Raw genomic sequence first — 17731 nt, forward strand, 5'->3', positions numbered from 1 at the left:
ATTATGGCAATGTTAGGAAAAGCAGTAAGAATGAGCAGACTTGTGAACCCAAAGAGCAATAAGATGATGGCTATCACCGTAGACCATGCAATTTCCAGAGGTATTGCTCCCATGAAAGGCCTGCAGCCCATTCAGGATACCATCAATAAAATTGTTGCCGGCAGACCGAATGCTATGACCATGACAAAGGGGATCGCGGAACACTGCATGTGGGAACATGCGGGGGAGACTTCTATCTTATTAAAATGCTCCAGCTATTCACCTGTGCATCCAACAAAAGATATTGCGTTCGGCACTGTAGATGAGGCTATCCGCATGGGTGCGGATGCTGTCTCCATCGGGGCTATGACACTGGGGGACTTCCAGGATGTTCAGTTTGAAGAGATTGGAAGATTTTCTGAAGAATGTATGAGAAAAGGAATGCCTTTAATCGGACATGTTTATCCTAAAGGGGAATCTGTTCCCAAAGATCAGCAGACTGCCTGGGAAAATATTGCATACTGCTGCAGAAGCGCTGCGGAATTAGGAATTGATATTATTAAAACAACTTACACGGGAGATCCCGATACTATGGCAAAAGTAGTTGACTGCTGTCCGGCAAGAGTCGTGATTCAAGGCGGAGATGCTTGTAAGACCTTAGATGACTACCTGAATATGACAAGAGAAGCGATGGACTGCGGGGTAGGTGGAGTTACCATGGGAAGATTCGTATGGGATTATCCGGATATCACAGCCCTTGTGATTGCGCTGAGATACATTATTCATGAAGGATACAGTGTAAAAGAAGCAAAAGAACTGCTGGCTCAGTTGGAAAATGACAAAAACTACGATCAGTTCTAAGAAAATCTAACAGTACCACGGCTGCGGTAAGTTAGAATAAACCATAAAGTAAGATAGAAAGCATAGGCAGGTGTATATATGGAAGGCAGATTGTTGCTCGGGGTTGATGTGGGTACAACTAGCATAAAAGTAGCTGTTATAGATGAAAATGCAAAGGTGCTGGGGATCAGCAGCAGCCCCTACGGGATGATTACACCAAATCAGGAGTATGCACAGATAGACACGGAAGATATGTGGCAGTCTTATTTGAAATGCCTGCGGCTTCTGTTTGAAGAAAAGGAAATTGAGCCCTCCAGGATTGCAGGCATCAGTATTTCCAGTCTGTGCCCTGGTCTGGCAGCCATTGGTGAAAATGGGAAGATTCTTGTGGATCCCATTATTTATTCCGACAGAAGAAGCACAGAGGAAGCAGAGATTATAAAGGCAGCCGTTGGCGAGGACAGACTGTTTGAGATTACAGGCAATACAGCTATGGCCGGAGCGATTTCCGGAACTTCCATGTTATGGATCAAAAGGAATCTTGCGGACATCTATGAGAAAACAAAGTATTTTGGCCATGTGAATACTTTGATGGCCTTTAAGATGACCGGAAAATTCGCCATTGATTATTCGAACGCTTCCTACACGGCTCTCTTCGAGACGACCGGGGGGCTGAAATGGTCCGGGTTCCTCTGCGACAGGATTGGAATTTCAATGGATAAGCTTCCGCCCCTCATGGGTTCCACCGATGTTGTGGGAGGGCTGAATGAGGCCGCGTTAATAGAACTGGGGATTCCCGCGGGAACGCCTGTAGTGATTGGAGGTGCAGATACCCCCTGTGCGACTCTGGCGGCGGGGGTGACCAAAGGCGGGGATGTGTGTGAATCCGTCGGTACCACCAACGTGCTCACTATCTGTGTGGACGAGCCTAAATTCGACAGAAGCTTTATCAACCGATGTCACGTTGTGGAGGGAACCTGGATCTATCAGGGTGCTATGTCCCATACTGGTGCTTCCTATCAGTGGTTCCGGGATGAGTTTTGCCAGGATCTGCTAGAAAAGGCATCGGGAAGTTCTAAAAAAGCTTTTGATATGATGAATGAGGAGGCATCCCGGGCGAATCCCGGATGTGACGGGGTTGTTTTCCTGCCCTACATGATGGGTGAGAGAAGCCCTATCTGGGATCCCTTTGCAAGAGGGGTGTTTTTCGGAATCTCTCTTCATACAACCAGAAAAGAAATGAACAGGGCTATTATGGAAGGCTGTGGATACGGCCTGCGTCAAATGGCAGAAATTGCAGAGAAGGTGACCGGCAGAAAGATTACAGAATTCTCTTCCATAGGCGGAGGTGCAAAAAGTGAGGTGTGGGCTCAGATTAAAGCAGACATAACCGGCAGGAACATAAAGATTTTGGATATAAATGATATGGCTCCCATCGGCGCAGCACTCCTGGCGGGTGTGGGTGCGGGCGTGTTTCAGAATATCTATGAAGCCTCTGAAAAGGTAGAGAAAAAGGTTTACAAGGAAGTAATCAGCAGCCGGAAACATGATGAGGTGTATGAGAAGCAGTATACGGTTTATACGAGACTATATCCCCAAATAAAGGACTTATATAGAGTGGGAATTACTATATAGCAGAAGCCGTGGGAGCGCTGCCAGGAGATATTTGATTCTAAGGAAAAGACTGGATAACTTAACGCGGGGAAGCACCGGCAAAAAGTTTTGACTGTTTCTCCGAGAAATGAGGGAAAGATATGAAAATTGTTATATTAGATGGTTACACAGAGAATCCAGGGGATTTGAGCTGGGAAGGGTTTGAAGCACTGGGGGAGGTTACGGTATATGACCGCACTGCTCCGGAAGAGATTGTAAGCCGCATCGGGGATGCAGAGATTGTAATTCTGAATAAGGTTCCCATTACAGAGGAAACCTTAAATCAGTGCGGACATATCCGCTATATCGGAGTGCTGGCTACAGGATATAACGTAGTGGATGTGGATGCCTGCAGAAAAAGAGGGATCCCTGTGTGCAATATTCCTACTTACGGGACCGCTGCCGTAGGGCAGTTCGCAATTGCTATGCTTCTGGAGATCTGCCATCATGTGGCACATCACAGTGATGCAGTCCATGAAGGCCGTTGGGAAAGCAATCCGGACTGGTGTTTCTGGGATTACCCTCTGATTGAACTGGCAGACAAGACCATGGGGATCATTGGATTCGGGCGTATCGGACAGGCTACCGGACGTATTGCCAAAGCCTTGGGGATGCGGGTCATTGCCAACGATGAATATCCCAATGCCAGCGGAAAAGAGCTTGCGGAATATGTGCCCAGAGAGCAGCTTTTTGAGGAATCAGATGTGATTGCACTCCACTGTCCGCTGTTCCCGTCAACTGAGGGAATGATCAATAAAGAAAATATTGCTAAGATGAAGGACGGCGTGATTATTCTTAATAATTCCAGGGGGCCTCTGATTGTGGAAGAGGATCTTGCAGATGCGCTGAATTCAGGCAAAGTATATGCGGCAGGGCTTGACGTGGTGTCTGCGGAACCGATTCAAGGGGATAACCCCCTGCTGAAGGCGAAAAATTGTATTATCACCCCTCATATATCCTGGGCTCCCAAAGAGAGCAGACAGCGGCTGATGGATATAGCTGTGGAAAATCTGAAAGCATTTTTAGCTGGAGAAAGTGTAAACGTTGTCAATCCATAAATAAAATAAATGAAAAGAGAGGCGTCCGGAAACAGAAATCCTGTTTCAGGGACGTCTTTTTATAGGTCTGCATAAGAGCAAATTGTAAATTTTCCATAAAAGAGTATAATAGTATATAGAATACTTGCTGGAAGGTTGAACTATGAAAGGATTATTTAAAACAGAGGAGCATGATTTTACCCGGGGAAGTGTGGCGGGCAATATACTCAGGCTGGCTATTCCTATGACGCTGGCGCAGTTTATTAACATGCTCTATAATGTAATTGACCGAATGTACATAGGCAGGATTCCTCAGGCGGGCCCCCTGGCTCTTACAGGAGTGGGGGTGGCATTTCCTATCATCACAGGAGTCACAGCTTTTGCAAATCTCTATGGAAGCGGGGGAGCGCCGCTTTGCTCCATTGCCAGGGGACATAAAGAGGAGGGGAAGGCAGAGGAGATCATTGGAAATACGTTCTCGCTTCTGGTAATCACCGGAATTCTCCTTACAGTAATATGCCTTCTCGTGAAAAAACCGGTGTTGTATGCGTTTGGGGCCAGTGACATCACATTCCCATATGCGGATGCGTATACCAAAATCTATCTGCTGGGCAGTGTATTTGTTATGATAAGCCTGGGGATGAATGGATTCATTAATTCCCAGGGATTTGCGGAGATTGGAATGGGGACAGTTCTGGTAGGGGCGGTGCTGAATATCATTTTGGATCCTTTGTTTATCTTCGTCTTTCACCTTGGGGTGGAGGGTGCTGCCATTGCCACAGTGCTGTCACAGTTTGTATCGGCAGCCTGGGTGCTGAGATTTCTCACTGGAAAGAAGACGCTTTTAAAGCTCCGGATTCCAAATCTCCGGCTGCGCCTCACCATGGTAAAGGAGATTGTGGGTCTCGGTCTGTCCGGCTTCTGTATGTCCTTTACAAACTGTGCGGTTCAGGTGGTGTGCAATATCACCCTCCAGGCTCACGGCGGAGATGTCTATGTAGGAGTTATGACAATTATCAATTCTGTGCGGGAGATACTGACAGTGCCTGTGATGGGCTTTACCCAGGGGGCGCAGCCCGTACTGGGTTATAATTTCGGAGCGGGAAAGTATCAGAGAGTGAAATCAGGAATCAAGTTTATGTCTGTCACCTGTATTGTTTATACTACCGTAATGTGGGGGATTACGCTTCTGCTTCCGGGGGGATTCATCCGCCTTTTTAACGGGAGCGAGGCTATGTTTTCACTGGGAATCCCGGCTATGCAGGTATACTTTTTTGGCTTTTGTTTTATGTCTCTCCAATTTTCCGGGCAGTCAGTCTTTACTGGGCTGGGAAAAGCAAAGCAGGCAATTTTCTTTTCGCTTTTGCGAAAGGCAGTAATCGTAATCCCTCTGACGATTCTCCTCCCATATGTGGGAAATCTGGGGGCCATGGGTGTTTTTCTGGCAGAGCCTGTCTCAAATTTTTTGGGAGGAACTGCCTGTTTTGTAACTATGTTGTGCACGGTCTGGCCGTCGCTCTCAAAGGCATGTGCGGAACCATAAATAATATGGTTCCGGGCATGCTTTTATTTAGTTGTCTAATTAATAAAACATGCTTTTTTATAAAAAAAGTGTAAATAAAAGATTTTTCTGTTGCATATCGGTAAAAATAGGTCTATTATATGTTAGTCGGCTAACAAATATAAAGGATGTGCATATGATAAGGAGGTGGAAAAATGGAGGAACAGGATACTCTGGATAATAACCTGCAGAGGATGCTTTTAAGGATCTCACATCTCTATTTTACAAAAATCTATCAGCAGATGGATGGGATCGGAATACATCCCGGACAAATCCCTATTATTAAGTTATTGGGATATAAAGGAGAGCTAAGCCAGAAGGAGATCTCACAATCTCTTCATATAAAGCCTCCGACTGTGGCAGTTTCCATTAAGCGTCTGGAGAAGTCAGGTCTGATTGAGCGAAAGCCTGACGCCAGGGATCAGAGAGTTACAAGAGTAAGCCTGACAGAAAAAGGATACCATATCTACAGGACAGCAATGAAACAGATACAAAACAATGAAAAAATTCTTTTTCAGGGGTTTACAGAGAGTGAGAAGTGTCTGTTCGCCCGTTTTTTTAAGCAGATAGAAGAGAATCTGGAAAGACTACCTGTAGATGACACCATAAAAACAGATTTTATGTGCGGAAAGGAATAAAGATATGTTGAAGATGTTTCGATACCTGAAGGATAAGTGGCATTATATTATCTTGATTGTTGCCCTGCTTTTCCTTCAGGCGGTATGCGATTTATCCCTGCCGGATTATACTTCTAAGATTGTAAATATTGGGATTCAGCAAAAAGGTGTGGAAGATGCAGTTCCGGAAGAAATCAGGGAAGAAACCATGGATAAATTATATTTATTTATGGATGATACAGATCAGAAGACAGTTGCTGAGTCTTATGAGCTAAAAGACGGTATTTTCCGTTTGAAAAATATCAGCGAAGAGAAGAGAGAGAAGCTAAATAACATATTCGGTGTTCCCATGCTTGCTGTCACAGGATTCTCCGGAGACACGGATGAGGTAAAGGCTGTAAAGTCTCAGATGGGGCTGGGGGAGGAGGCAGATATCTTTCAGGCTTTGTCCCAGATGCCAAAAGAGCAGCTGAAACAGATGATGGGAGCTATGGCGGATAAGTTTGAAAAAATGCCGGAATCGATTGTTACCCAGACTGCTGTTGTATTTGTGCAGGATGAGTATGATGCCATGGGCAAAGATGTGGGTCAGATGCAGATCCGGTATGTACTTATGTCAGGCCTGAAGATGCTGGGTCTGGCGCTTCTGGGGATGGCTGCTGCTATCTGCGTCACCTTTTTATCCTGCCGGGTAGCCGCAGGGCTGGGCAGGAATCTGAGAAATCATGTTTACAGAAAGGTTATCTCTTTCTCGGGAAGGGAGATGAACCAGTTCTCTACGGCATCTTTGATTACCCGAAGCACCAATGACATACAGCAGATTCAGATGGTTATGACTATGCTGTTCCGAATTGTGCTCTATGCTCCTATTTTGGGTATGGGAGGCGTGCTGAAGGTCCTGCAGTCCGATGCAGATATGACTTGGATTCTGGGGATTGCTGTGGTTTTAATTGTGATCGTTGTGGGACTGCTGTTTAAGATTGCAATGCCCAGATTTACCAAACTGCAGACTTTAATTGACAGGCTGAATCTGGTAACCAGAGAGATTTTGACGGGGATTCCTGTCATTCGTGCATTCAGTACAGAAAAGCACGAGGAAGAACGTTTTGAAAAGGCAAATCTGGAGCTGACCAGAACGAATCTTTTTGTCAACCGGTGTATGACATTTATGATGCCCATTATGATGCTGATTATGAATGGTGTTACGGTCCTAATCGTATATAACGGGGCTCATGCAGTGGATGCAGGCACTATGCAGGTGGGAAATATTATGGCATTTATGCAGTATGCCATGCAGATTATTATGGCATTTTTAATGATTACCATGATGTCTATTATGATACCCCGTGCCAATGTTGCGGCAAAGCGTATCAATGAAGTTCTGGGAACAGAGGTGTCAATCAAGGATCCCATGCAGCCGGAACATACTTTGGAGGACAGAAAGGGTGAAGTGGTATTTGACCATGTATCCTTTGAGTATCCGGGGGCAGAAGAAAAAGTTCTGAACGATATTTCCTTTACCGCTAAAAAGGGGCAGACGGTTGCCTTTATCGGCAGCACCGGCAGCGGCAAAAGTACTCTGGTGAATCTTATCCCCCGCTTTTTCGATGTGACAGAGGGAAGTATAACCGTGGACGGCGTGGATGTCCGCAGACTGTCCCTTAAGGAGCTGAGAGGGAAGCTGGGATACGTTCCACAGAAGGGAGTGCTCTTCTCAGGAACCATAGATTCTAATATCAGATATGGAAGAGAAGAGGCTACGGAGGCCGAAGTACAGAGGGCTGCAGAGATTGCACAGGCCTGGGACTTTATCAGTGAGAAGGAGGAAAAGCTGGATTCTCCTATTGCTCAGGGGGGAACCAATGTATCAGGCGGGCAGAAGCAGCGTCTTTCCATAGCCAGAGCTATTGCAAAAGAGCCGGAGATTTATATCTTCGACGACAGTTTTTCAGCGCTGGACTACAAGACGGATGTTGTTCTTCGAAAAGCACTGAAAAAAGAAACAAAGGACGCTACAACACTGATTGTAGCACAGAGAATCAGTACCATTCTGCATGCAGACAATATTATCGTACTGGACGATGGATGTATTGCAGGTCAGGGTACCCATAAAGAGTTATTAAAAACCTGTGACGTATATAAGCAAATCGCCATGTCTCAGCTGTCAGAGGAGGAATTAGCCAATGAGTAATCCAAGAAGAGGCCCCATGGGGGGACACGGCAAAATGGTGCCGGGAGAAAAGGCAAAGGACTTTAAAGGCACCATGAAGAAACTGATGAATTATATGAAGCGCTATAAAATCCGTATCTTTATTATGCTGGTATTTGCGGTGGGCGGAACTATTTTTAATATAGTGGGACCTAAGATTCTGGGTAAAGCCACAACGGAACTGATGAACGGCCTGATGGGAAAAATCAACGGGACCGGATCCATTGATTTCAGCAAAATAGGAACCATACTGGCCACAGTACTCTGTCTGTATGCGGTGAGTTCTGTCTTCTCTTTTGTACAGGGCTATGTCATGTCAGGGATATCCAACGATGTCACGTACTGCCTTCGAAAAGAGATCTCTCAGAAGATTAACCGGATCCCTATGAAATACTTTGAAAGCCGTACCCACGGAGAGATTCTATCCAGGGTAACTAATGATGTAGATACACTGCAGATGAGCCTCAACCAGAGTATTACCCAGCTTATTACTTCAGTGACTACTCTGCTGGGCGCGCTGATTATGATGCTTAGCATTAATATCTGGATGACTTGTGCAGCCCTGCTGATTCTGCCGGTGTCTATGATGATTATAGGAAAAGTGATGAAGCATTCACAAAAATATTTCCAGGCGCAGCAGAGATATCTGGGAGAAGTAAACGGTCAGGTAGAGGAGATCTACAGCGGCCAAAATGTGGTGAAGGTATTTAACAAAGAAGATGCTGTGGTAGATGAATTTGAAAAGACAAATGATAAACTGTATGACTCAGCGTGGAAATCCCAGTTTTTCTCCGGAATGATGATGCCTATTATGCAGTTTGTTGGTAATCTGGGGTATGTTATGGTCGCCCTTTTGGGAGGTTTTCTTACCATCAAGGGAAGTATTGAAGTAGGAGATGTGCAGGCATTCTTCCAGTATATCAGAAACTTTACGCAGCCTGTACAGCAGATTGCACAGGTAACCAATATGCTTCAGTCATCTGCAGCGGCGTCGGAACGTGTCTTCGAATTTCTGGAGGAAGAGGAGGAAGACCAGACAGTAGATCAGCCTGCAGATATTGCAGATGTTGAGGGAAATGTTGAATTTGATCACGTATCCTTCGGCTATCATCCGGAGCAAATCATTATACACGACTTCTCTGCAGATATAAAATCAGGCCAGAAGGTGGCAATTGTGGGTCCTACCGGGGCCGGAAAAACCACTATGGTAAAACTTCTTATGCGTTTTTATGACGTGAATACGGGTGAGATTAAGGTTGACGGCCACAACATCAAGGACTTCAACAGAAGTGAGCTGAGAGAGCTTTTTGGCATGGTTCTTCAGGATACTTGGCTTTTCAACGGAACCATACTGGAGAACATCCGATACGGACGCCTGGATGCTACCGATGAAGAAGTAATAGAAGCTGCAAAAGCGGCACATGCACACAGATTTATCATGGCCCAGCCAGATGGCTATCAGACCATTCTGGATGAGGAAACCAGTAATATTTCTCAGGGGCAGAAGCAGCTGTTGACCATCGCGAGAACAATCCTTGCGGACAATAAGATATTGATCCTAGACGAGGCCACATCATCTGTAGATACCCGCACAGAGGTGAGAATTCAAAAGGCCATGGATAATCTCATGCGGGGAAGAACCAGCTTTATAATCGCCCACAGGCTCTCGACCATCCGTGACGCAGATTTGATTCTGGTCATGAGGGACGGAGATATCATCGAACAGGGAACACATGAGGAATTGCTGGCGAAGGGCGGATTTTATGAAAATCTCTACAACAGCCAGTTTGAAAAGGCGGAGGCGGTATAGAATTGGGGACGTGTTCTTTCTAGGAAGAACACGTCCCAATTTAAGATCGGCCTGTCCCATTTTAAAATGGACCTGTCCCTTTTTCCCGCACAACTATGAGATACTAACGTTAGCGCACTGCTTTCATTATAAGATTGAGAGAGGATTAGTTATGGATAATAATATGATTTCCAGAAGGGAAGCATATGAAGAGTTACTGGAAAGTGTAAAGGCTTGTAAGGCCTGCCGGGATCGTCTGGACCCCAGCCCTGTTATCTGGGGAAACATTGACGCAAGGATTATGCAAATCAGCCAGGCCCCTTCCCTGAAGGTTCATCAGACCCAAAGACCCTTTAACGATGCCAGCGGAGTGAAGCTCCGACGGGAGTGGTATCAGATTTCTGATGAGATGTTTTATGATCCCTATAATTTTTATATCGCGTCAATCGGCCGCTGCTATCCGGGAAAGACACCTGGGGGAAGTGACAGAAAACCGCCCAGGAAATGTGCGGATCTCTGGCTTGGAAAAGAGATGGAACTGGTCAATAATGAACTGTACATTTTGATTGGCGGATGTGCGGCAGCTTATTTTTTTCCGAAAGAAAATTTTTCTGAACTGGTTTTCCGGGATCTGGAGATAAACGGCAGACAGACCTTTGTACTGCCCCATCCATCTCCAGCCAACAGGAGATGGTTTCTAAAACATCCTGAATTTATGGAGAAGAGGGTTTGTGAGGTTGGAGAGGCTGTGAGGCGTATCTGCAGGAAAAAACCGGCATCCCCGGAGGCGTAAAGCCCCTCAGGGAATTCCGGTTGTGACCGTCGGGTTGCTCTGACTGTTAAGGAACTCGGAGCACCTGGCCCGGATAAATGAGATTAGGATTACTAATTCCATTCAGGTCTGCCAGGTATGAAACTGTGGTTCCGTATCTCTGCGCAATGCCCCATAGAGTATCTCCTCTTTGCACCGTATAGACGGCAGCCGAATAATTCCGCTCAGGGATTTCCAGCTGCTGCCCCGGATAGATGAGATTGGGATTGGCAATGTGGTTCAGCGCTGCAATCTGTGAGACGGTAGTGCGGTATCTCTGTGCGATTCCCCAGAGAGTATCACCCCTTCGCACCGTGTATCTGATGCTCGCAGATTCTGTGGAAGAACGATCCTCCACCGGTATTCGAAGAACCTCTCCGGGGAAGATGAGGTTAGGATTGCTGATTTGGTTTTCTTCCACAATGGATGAGATTGTGGTATGATAAAGTCTTGCAATCCCCCATAGAGTATTGCCTGGCTTTACCGTATAGATGGCATTGGTGGTTTTGGAGGGAGGCATTGCCGGGTGGGGAGTTACCTGTCCGGAGCTGCTTAAGTACATCTCTTCCGTATACAAGTCTCTGTCTACATATCCCTGTATACCAGAAATCTGTCCACGGGAGGTATACTGCCATCCGGCCCAGGAATCCCAGTTTACGGAATCTCTTGGGGTGCTGACCCCGTATTCTGCCACCCAGAGGGGATAGGAAGTGATTTCCCCCTGAAATATATCTGTGGCGTCGTAGGCATTGCTGTATACAACAGCCTCCCTGCCGCCGATCTCCTCCAGAGTCTGAATAAAGGTTAAGGCGATATCATTGATTTCAGAGACAGAAAGCCCCTGCAGATCTTCAAAATCCATGGCCAGCCGATAGTCAAAGTCCTTGCCCTGTATAGTATTTACAAAAAAATGAGCCTGGTAGGCAGCCTGAGAGACTGTGCGGGCAGTGACATAGTGATAAAAACCAACGGACAAGCCTGCAGCTTTTGCGTTGGAATAATTTTGCTCGAAGTATGGATCTATATAGGAACTGCCCAGGCTGGAGCGAATATATACGCCTTCAATGCCGGAGTCAGCCACTTGTTCAAAATCAATATCGCCCTGATACATACTTACATCAATGCCCTCGTGGGTATCCGATGAGGGAGGGAGCGCAGCGACGGATACAAGAGAACAGCAGGGCAGCAGCAGTAAAAAGCAGAAAAAAACAGTAATAAATTTTTTTAACATAGCATAGAATACTCCTTTTTTACTAGCATATGGCATAAAAAAGGAGGTGTGCGCGGAAAGGAGAGAAAAGATGAGGCTTAATCCACCCTGTTTACCTGAAATGCTGGAGTCTCTGGGAACAGATTTTAAAAACCAGATGATGCGGGCAAAGGAGGAAGAGACAGATATTCTTGAAAAAAGTATCGCAGATGTCTGGGAGGAAGAAGAAGATTTCAGCAGAATTTCATTTGCAAAAGTTGTGTTTAAAAACTGTCATTTCATGAATTGTTTGTTTGAAAGGACCAGTTTTTTAGACGTTATTTTTCTGAATTGTGATTTCTCAAACAGCAATTTTACCGATGCATATTTTCATCGATGCAGGATAATAGGAGGGAAATGGATGGGGGTAAATTTACATCATTCTGTGCTGAAACATACAGAAATTACGGATGGAAATTTTAAACTTTCTAACCTGGATTCCTGCAGATTTGATCATGTTTCTATCTGTGAAACGAGTATGGAACATGGGAATATTACCGCCTGTAAAATGAAGGATATTCAGGTTCTTCGTACAGATTTTACCCTGGCATCCTTCTTCAAAACTCCATTGAGGGGCATTGATTTTACTGAATGTACTATAGACAGAATCACTGTATCGGAGGAGCTTTCTGAACTAAAAGGAGTCATTATAAACCCATATCAGGCAGTAGAATTAGCTAAGTTATTAGGGGTGATTATCAAATGAATCACCCCTCCCGATCTAATATTTTCTTGAATTCTTCGAAAGAAATATCACCTTTTTTTGCTTTTTCCAATGCTTTTTTTGCCTTTTTTGTCCACTGAATAAACTCCTTTTCAGAGGATGGTTTGTTCACAATATTTCTCTGTTTTCTCGCATTTTCCCTTTTGTATGCAGTGCGATAATAGCGAATCAATTCATCGGTATGTATCTGTTTGTCGTAGTAATCCTCCCGGCAGGTTTTAGAATTCGCCTGTATCCTGGAACAATAGAGTTCATCCTTTCGGTTATACGGGGAGAAGAGCCTCCCGCAGTTTTTGCAGGGCCTTACGTGAACATTATTGGAAACCAAAAGAGAAAAAGTATAGAGACAGATGGTGCTGATGTCCTCCAGGGTTGTAATATCCAGATTCGTAGTGGTTTCAATGGATGTTTTTTCTACGGAAGCAGCTAATGCTGAGAAATCCAGTGCTGTCTTCGATTTTTTGATCAGCTCGTAATAATTTGCGTTGGATATGATACTGCTTACCATAACTTCGTTGTTGTCAGAGAAGGAGATCAGACGGTCCGGATCCATGGCGCTGGCCCGGTCGCTCAGGTTAAAGATGCTCTGGATTGTCTGATTCCGCATAAAATTTGAATCAAAATGTGACTGGTACAGGTATGCTCTCTGCTGTGTGTGCAGTTTAGAAAATTCCGGAAAGCTGGAGTAATCCAGGCAGAAGGTAACGGCATTTCGCATAGAGGAGATGAAGTTCAGAAACTCTTCCAGTTCCTTCAGCTCATGCATAATGCTTCTTCGTACCTGATCCCAGTAATGCTGCATTTTGCTGTCCCTGTCCGCCTCTGTCATATCTGAAGCGTCGTAATTCATATACTCCCTGAAGTAATAGAACTCATACCATTTGTAGTTTGATAGTACCGGATTTAGATAAAAAGTGGATTTCCAAAAGGGATGAACCGCGGATAAACTATTATAAATATCGTGAATAAATCCCATTGTAGTATGTATTTTTTTCTGGTCCAGGTAATCTTTATCCAGATATTTGAAGACTTTATTGTAGTGGGATACAATGGGGGGCAGTGCCTCATCGCTGTATTCTAAAAAATCCAGAAAATGTTGTCCCAGGGCAGTATGAGTGCGTTCAATACACTTGTACTGATTGCTGTCGGGAGAAATTTTTTTGTAAATCTCAAAGTATTCCCGGCCTTGGGTTGAGTTCACCAGAAAACGGCCAAAAATCACGGGTTCATTAAACATTTTTAACTTCCTCCTCATAGACAGTGCGTTTTTATTTTAGATACTATCCACAAAAGTAAGAGCGAAAATGTTGAAAAATGAGTAAAAATTGATATAATGTCTCACATGGGGATAGATGTTAGAAAAAAGTTTTTCCATTTATGCTATTTTCTAATATTATAGCCTGAAATTGCTTCTTTTGCAATAGAATTGGCCAATACATGCAATAGAACAGGAGAAAAAACAATAGGAGGATTGGGTATGAGACCTTATATTTTAATTGAGTGGAACGATACAAAAACAGACGCTAAGGGTTGGTTATGTGTGTTTAATCTGGCAAAAGGGTATTCCGGAGGCGGAATCAGAATGCATCCCACAGTGACGAGAGAAGAGGTAATTCGTCTGGCAGAGGCAATGGCCTACAAAAGGAAAGCCTGCGAGAATACCTGGCAGGGCGGTGCAAAGGCCGGAATCGTATATGACTACAAAGCACCGGATGCTGTTGATGTGTTAAAAAGATTTATCATTGCCATGAGGCCATACATCGATGCAGGACTGGCAATGGGTTCTGACCTGGGGACGAAGTATGAGGACGTATACCGGATCTTCGATGAGCTGGGAATGGGACGTCCCATGACAAAGTCTATGAGAAATAATCCTATCATAGCCAAAGGCCAGGAAAATGTAAGAAAACTCCTGCAGAGCCACTACGACGGATTCCTGCTCAATGACCTGACCACCGGATACGGTGTTGCTGTTTCAGGAGATGAGGCATGGAAACAGATGGGCGGAGAACCCGGAGCTTCCGTTGTAATCCAGGGATTTGGATGTGTAGGTCTCAGCTGTACCCACAGGCTTCATAAGCTGGGTTATAAGATCGTGGGTATTGCAGATGCAAACTGCTTTGTATACTGCAAGGATGGTTTGGACGTAGAAAGTCTTATAGCAAACGTTCTGCCGAGAGGCGAGATGGACCAGTCCAAATTCGATCCTTCCTGGGAGGTAATGCCGAACTCCGCATGGATGGATGTGCCCTGTGATATCTTGGTTCCAGTAGCTCTGGAAGATGTCATCAACGGCAGCAATGTAGATAAAGTAAAGGCAAAGCTTATCTGTGAAGGCGCAAATATTCCGGTAGCCGCTTCCGCAGATCCGGGCCTTCATGAAAGAGGAATTCAGATTGTACCTGACTTCATTGCAAATCTGGGTGCTGTACGTTTCTTCTACACCATCACCTTTGGAGTGATCGAACCTACCGCAGAAAATGTAATTCATGATATTGATGCACTCTGCAGAAGAAATGTTGCTAAAATCTTCGAGATTTCAAAAGCCACAGGCAGATATCAAAGAGATATTGCTCTGGAAATATTCGAACCAGACACCCAGGACGAGCCGGAGTGCTAGTTAACCGGCAGGCAAACAGCAGCCGGTCTGTCCCCGCAAGGCGGACAGGCGGGCTGCAGGAAAGGAGAAGGTAATTATGGTTGTCATAAAAAAGGAAAACTGCAAATCCTGCGGTTATTGTATCCGGGCGTGCAAACAGGGGGCGCTGTCCGTGTCTTCGGAAATCAACGGCAAGGGGTACGCAGTGGTGGAAGTAGACCAGGATAAATGTATCGGATGCGGAATCTGCTATACGGTATGTCCTGATTATGTAATAACAATCAAAAATGAGGAGGTGCAACCGGCATGAGAACATTAATGAAGGGGAATAATGCTTTGGCTGAGGCTGCTATTTTAGCAGGCTGCCGGTTCTTTGCCGGCTATCCCATCACACCTCAGACAGAGATTCTGGAATATCTCTCAACCAGGCTGCCGGAAGTGGGAGGGCAGTTTGTGCAGACGGAATCAGAGCTGGCAGGCATTAATATGGTGCTGGGGGCAGCGGCAACGGGATTCCGGGCTATGACAAGTTCTTCGGGACCGGGATTCAGCCTGAAGCAGGAGGGAATCTCCTACATATCTTCTATGGAGCTGCCTGCAGTCATTGTAGATGTTATGCGCTACGGCATCGGTCTGGGAAATATTACTCTGGGACAGGGGGATTATTTCCAGGCAGTTAAAGGCGGAGGACACGGCGGTTATAAGACCTTAGTTTATGCACCTTCTTCCGTACAGGAAAACGTGGATTACACCATTCTTGCTTTTGACAAGGCAGAGGAATACAGAACACCTGTTATCATACTCAGCGACGGCGCCATCGGACAGATGGCAGAATCCGTAAAGCTCCCTGAGGGAAAAGAGCACGATCCCAATAAATTTGAGTGGACGCTGAAGGGAAAAGATGATACGTATCCCAACGGAAGAAAGATGACTGACCGGATTTACTATGACTTTAAATATACAGAGTATGATCCCCATATCCGCGACCGTTATTCTGTCATGGAGGAGAATGAACAAATGTGGGAGGAAGTGGAGACCGAGGATGCGGAGATTATTCTTGTAGCCTATGGTATCACATCCAGAGTATGCCGGGGCGCTGTAAAGGCAGCCAGGGCAAATGGGGTGAAGCTGGGAATGATCCGTCCCATCACTCTTTGGCCGTTCCCGAAGAAAGCGCTTCACAAGACAAACAAAACCGTAAAAGCTTATCTGGCCGTTGAGATGAATGCATGCGGACAGATGGTGGAAGATGTAGCTCTTTATGCACAGGGGACACCGGTATACGCTTATCCCTCCGGCAGGGTCATCGCTGATCAGGAAGAGATTCTCCGGATTGTAGACGAAATCCGTGCCGGAACAAGAAAGGAGGCATTCTAAATGGCAGCAGTAAAAGAGAGAGAAATACCAAGAAGTATTTATGCGGCAAACAGCTTCTGCCCGGGATGCGGCCACGGACTTGTATTGCGGCTCATTGCGGAAGTGATTGATGAAATGGATATAGACAGGGATACCATTGGCGTATTGGCAGTTGGGTGCAGCTGTCTGACAAACCGGACACTTGCCATTGACCTGCTGCAGTCTCCTCACGGCAGGGCCTCCGCGGCAGCCGCCGCCATTAAGCGCTGCAGACCTGAAAAGCTGGTTCTTACCTACCAGGGGGACGGGGATGCTGCCTCTATCGGTATCGCAGAGACGATCTATACCGCGCAGAGAAAAGAGAAAATCACCCAGATTATTGTAAATAACGGCGTTTACGGAATGACAGGAGGGCAGATGTCCCCTACCACTCTTGTAGGACAGAAAACAACTACCTCTGTGAAAGGAAGAGACCCTGAAGTATCCGGCATGCCTCTGAATCTTATGGAAGTGCTGAAAAGCTTTGAACCTGCTTATATGGCTAGAGGATCTATTCATGATGCCCCGCATATTATGAAGGCAAAATCTTATATTAAAAAGGCGTTTGCCGCTCAGATGGCAGGCGAAGGCTACTCCTGTGTTGAGATACTTTCCCCATGTCCCACAAACTGGCATATGACACCGGAGGAATCTATGAGAAGAATCGGGGAAGAAGTTATCCAGTATTATCCTCTGGGTGAGTTTGCAAAGGGAGGTGACCAGTAATGGAGAAACAATTTGTATTTGCAGGTTTCGGAGGTCAGGGTATTCTGACAACAGGTCTGATTATCGCTCATATCGGGGCGATGCAGGATAAAGAGGTCACCTGGATTCCTTCTTACGGTGCGGAGATGCGCGGGGGAACAGCCAATTGTACCGTTAAAATCAGTGATGAGCTGATCGGCAGTCCTTTTGTCAAGAAGATAGATATTTTAGTTGCCATGAATCAGCCTTCTATAGACAAGTTTCTGCCTCAGATGAAAGACGACGGGATTATCCTGGTTAATTCTTCTATTGTAAAGGATGTACCTAGAAAAGGAGACATCAGGGTAGTGGAAATTCCGGCTACGGAGGTATGTGAAAAGATTTCTTATTCCAGAGGAACGAATATCTGCATTATCGGGGCTCTGGCGGCATGTACAGACCTTTTTGGCAAAGAATGCTATGAAGAAGGAATCAAACATTACTTTGCGAAGAAGCCACAGTTCCATGAGAGTAATCTTGCGGCATTTCAGGCAGGTTATGACTATGTAGCAAAGGAGTGAGCC

At 45.6% G+C, this 17731-nt stretch carries 16 protein-coding genes; 14 read left to right on the forward strand and 2 right to left on the reverse strand.

What is annotated here, in order from left to right; all coding sequences use genetic code 11:
* Positions 1–3: 3 nt before the first annotated feature.
* The 8 genes from ACGHCT_RS08045 (at position 4) to ACGHCT_RS08080 (ending at position 10478) form a co-directional block, all read left to right on the forward strand.
* A complete protein-coding gene (locus ACGHCT_RS08045) occupies positions 4–840 on the forward strand; it encodes a class I fructose-bisphosphate aldolase (RefSeq protein WP_072848228.1) in 837 nt (278 codons plus the stop codon).
* 78 nt (positions 841–918) lie between these two features.
* On the forward strand, positions 919–2454 hold the full coding sequence (locus ACGHCT_RS08050) for an FGGY-family carbohydrate kinase (RefSeq protein WP_390439375.1): 1536 nt from the start codon (positions 919–921) through the stop codon (positions 2452–2454).
* A gap of 119 nt (positions 2455–2573) precedes the next feature.
* The gene (locus ACGHCT_RS08055; protein ID WP_072848225.1) at positions 2574–3530 is read left to right on the forward strand and encodes a D-2-hydroxyacid dehydrogenase; all 957 of its coding nucleotides are present in this window, start codon (positions 2574–2576) and stop codon (positions 3528–3530) included.
* 142 nt (positions 3531–3672) lie between these two features.
* Positions 3673–5052: an MATE family efflux transporter gene (locus ACGHCT_RS08060; RefSeq protein ID WP_072848223.1), complete on the forward strand. Its 1380-nt coding sequence runs from the start codon at positions 3673–3675 to the stop codon at positions 5050–5052.
* A 173-nt stretch (positions 5053–5225) separates the two neighbouring features.
* Complete coding sequence (locus ACGHCT_RS08065; protein WP_072848221.1) at positions 5226–5708, forward strand: MarR family winged helix-turn-helix transcriptional regulator; 483 nt, start codon at positions 5226–5228, stop codon at positions 5706–5708.
* A 4-nt stretch (positions 5709–5712) separates the two neighbouring features.
* Positions 5713–7878, forward strand: coding sequence for an ABC transporter ATP-binding protein (locus ACGHCT_RS08070; protein ID WP_390439378.1), 2166 nt, complete (start codon positions 5713–5715; stop codon positions 7876–7878).
* The gene (locus ACGHCT_RS08075) at positions 7871–9706 is read left to right on the forward strand and encodes an ABC transporter ATP-binding protein (protein WP_390439380.1); all 1836 of its coding nucleotides are present in this window, start codon (positions 7871–7873) and stop codon (positions 9704–9706) included. The genes ACGHCT_RS08070 and ACGHCT_RS08075 overlap by 8 nt, the downstream gene beginning before the upstream one ends.
* Positions 9707–9857: 151 nt before the next feature.
* The gene (locus tag ACGHCT_RS08080) at positions 9858–10478 is read left to right on the forward strand and encodes a uracil-DNA glycosylase family protein (protein ID WP_226902863.1); all 621 of its coding nucleotides are present in this window, start codon (positions 9858–9860) and stop codon (positions 10476–10478) included.
* Between the two features lie 46 nt (positions 10479–10524).
* On the opposite strand, the gene ACGHCT_RS08085 is transcribed toward ACGHCT_RS08080, so the two are convergent.
* Positions 10525–11727: a LysM peptidoglycan-binding domain-containing protein gene (locus ACGHCT_RS08085; protein ID WP_390439383.1), complete on the reverse strand. Its 1203-nt coding sequence runs from the start codon at positions 11725–11727 to the stop codon at positions 10525–10527.
* Positions 11728–11797: 70 nt separating this feature from the next.
* Between ACGHCT_RS08085 and ACGHCT_RS08090 the strand changes: the two genes are divergently transcribed.
* Positions 11798–12451 (forward strand): pentapeptide repeat-containing protein, encoded by a 654-nt coding sequence (locus tag ACGHCT_RS08090; RefSeq protein WP_390439385.1) that lies wholly within the window; start codon positions 11798–11800, stop codon positions 12449–12451.
* 1 nt (position 12452) lies between these two features.
* Here the strand turns inward: ACGHCT_RS08090 and ACGHCT_RS08095 are convergent, their stop codons facing one another.
* Positions 12453–13706 carry a DUF6076 domain-containing protein gene (locus tag ACGHCT_RS08095; RefSeq protein WP_072848215.1) on the reverse strand — a complete coding sequence of 418 codons (1254 nt, stop codon included), beginning with the start codon at positions 13704–13706 and terminating at the stop codon, positions 12453–12455.
* Between the two features lie 240 nt (positions 13707–13946).
* Between ACGHCT_RS08095 and ACGHCT_RS08100 the strand changes: the two genes are divergently transcribed.
* From ACGHCT_RS08100 to ACGHCT_RS08120, 5 genes are all read left to right on the forward strand, one after another.
* Positions 13947–15089, forward strand: coding sequence for a Glu/Leu/Phe/Val dehydrogenase dimerization domain-containing protein (locus tag ACGHCT_RS08100; RefSeq protein WP_072848214.1), 1143 nt, complete (start codon positions 13947–13949; stop codon positions 15087–15089).
* A gap of 76 nt (positions 15090–15165) precedes the next feature.
* Positions 15166–15378, forward strand: coding sequence for a 4Fe-4S binding protein (locus tag ACGHCT_RS08105; protein WP_072848213.1), 213 nt, complete (start codon positions 15166–15168; stop codon positions 15376–15378).
* Positions 15375–16445, forward strand: coding sequence for a 3-methyl-2-oxobutanoate dehydrogenase subunit VorB (gene vorB, locus ACGHCT_RS08110; protein WP_199884580.1), 1071 nt, complete (start codon positions 15375–15377; stop codon positions 16443–16445). The genes ACGHCT_RS08105 and vorB overlap by 4 nt, the downstream gene beginning before the upstream one ends.
* Positions 16446–17189 carry a thiamine pyrophosphate-dependent enzyme gene (locus ACGHCT_RS08115; protein ID WP_072848211.1) on the forward strand — a complete coding sequence of 248 codons (744 nt, stop codon included), beginning with the start codon at positions 16446–16448 and terminating at the stop codon, positions 17187–17189. It abuts the gene before it with no gap.
* The gene (locus ACGHCT_RS08120; RefSeq protein WP_072848210.1) at positions 17189–17728 is read left to right on the forward strand and encodes a 2-oxoacid:acceptor oxidoreductase family protein; all 540 of its coding nucleotides are present in this window, start codon (positions 17189–17191) and stop codon (positions 17726–17728) included. Before ACGHCT_RS08115 ends, ACGHCT_RS08120 begins: the two co-directional genes overlap by 1 nt.
* The last annotated feature ends 3 nt before the right edge of the window (positions 17729–17731 follow it).

It is taken from the genome of Lactonifactor longoviformis, assembly GCF_042848515.1.
Lineage (GTDB): Bacteria > Bacillota > Clostridia > Lachnospirales > Lachnospiraceae > Lactonifactor > Lactonifactor longoviformis.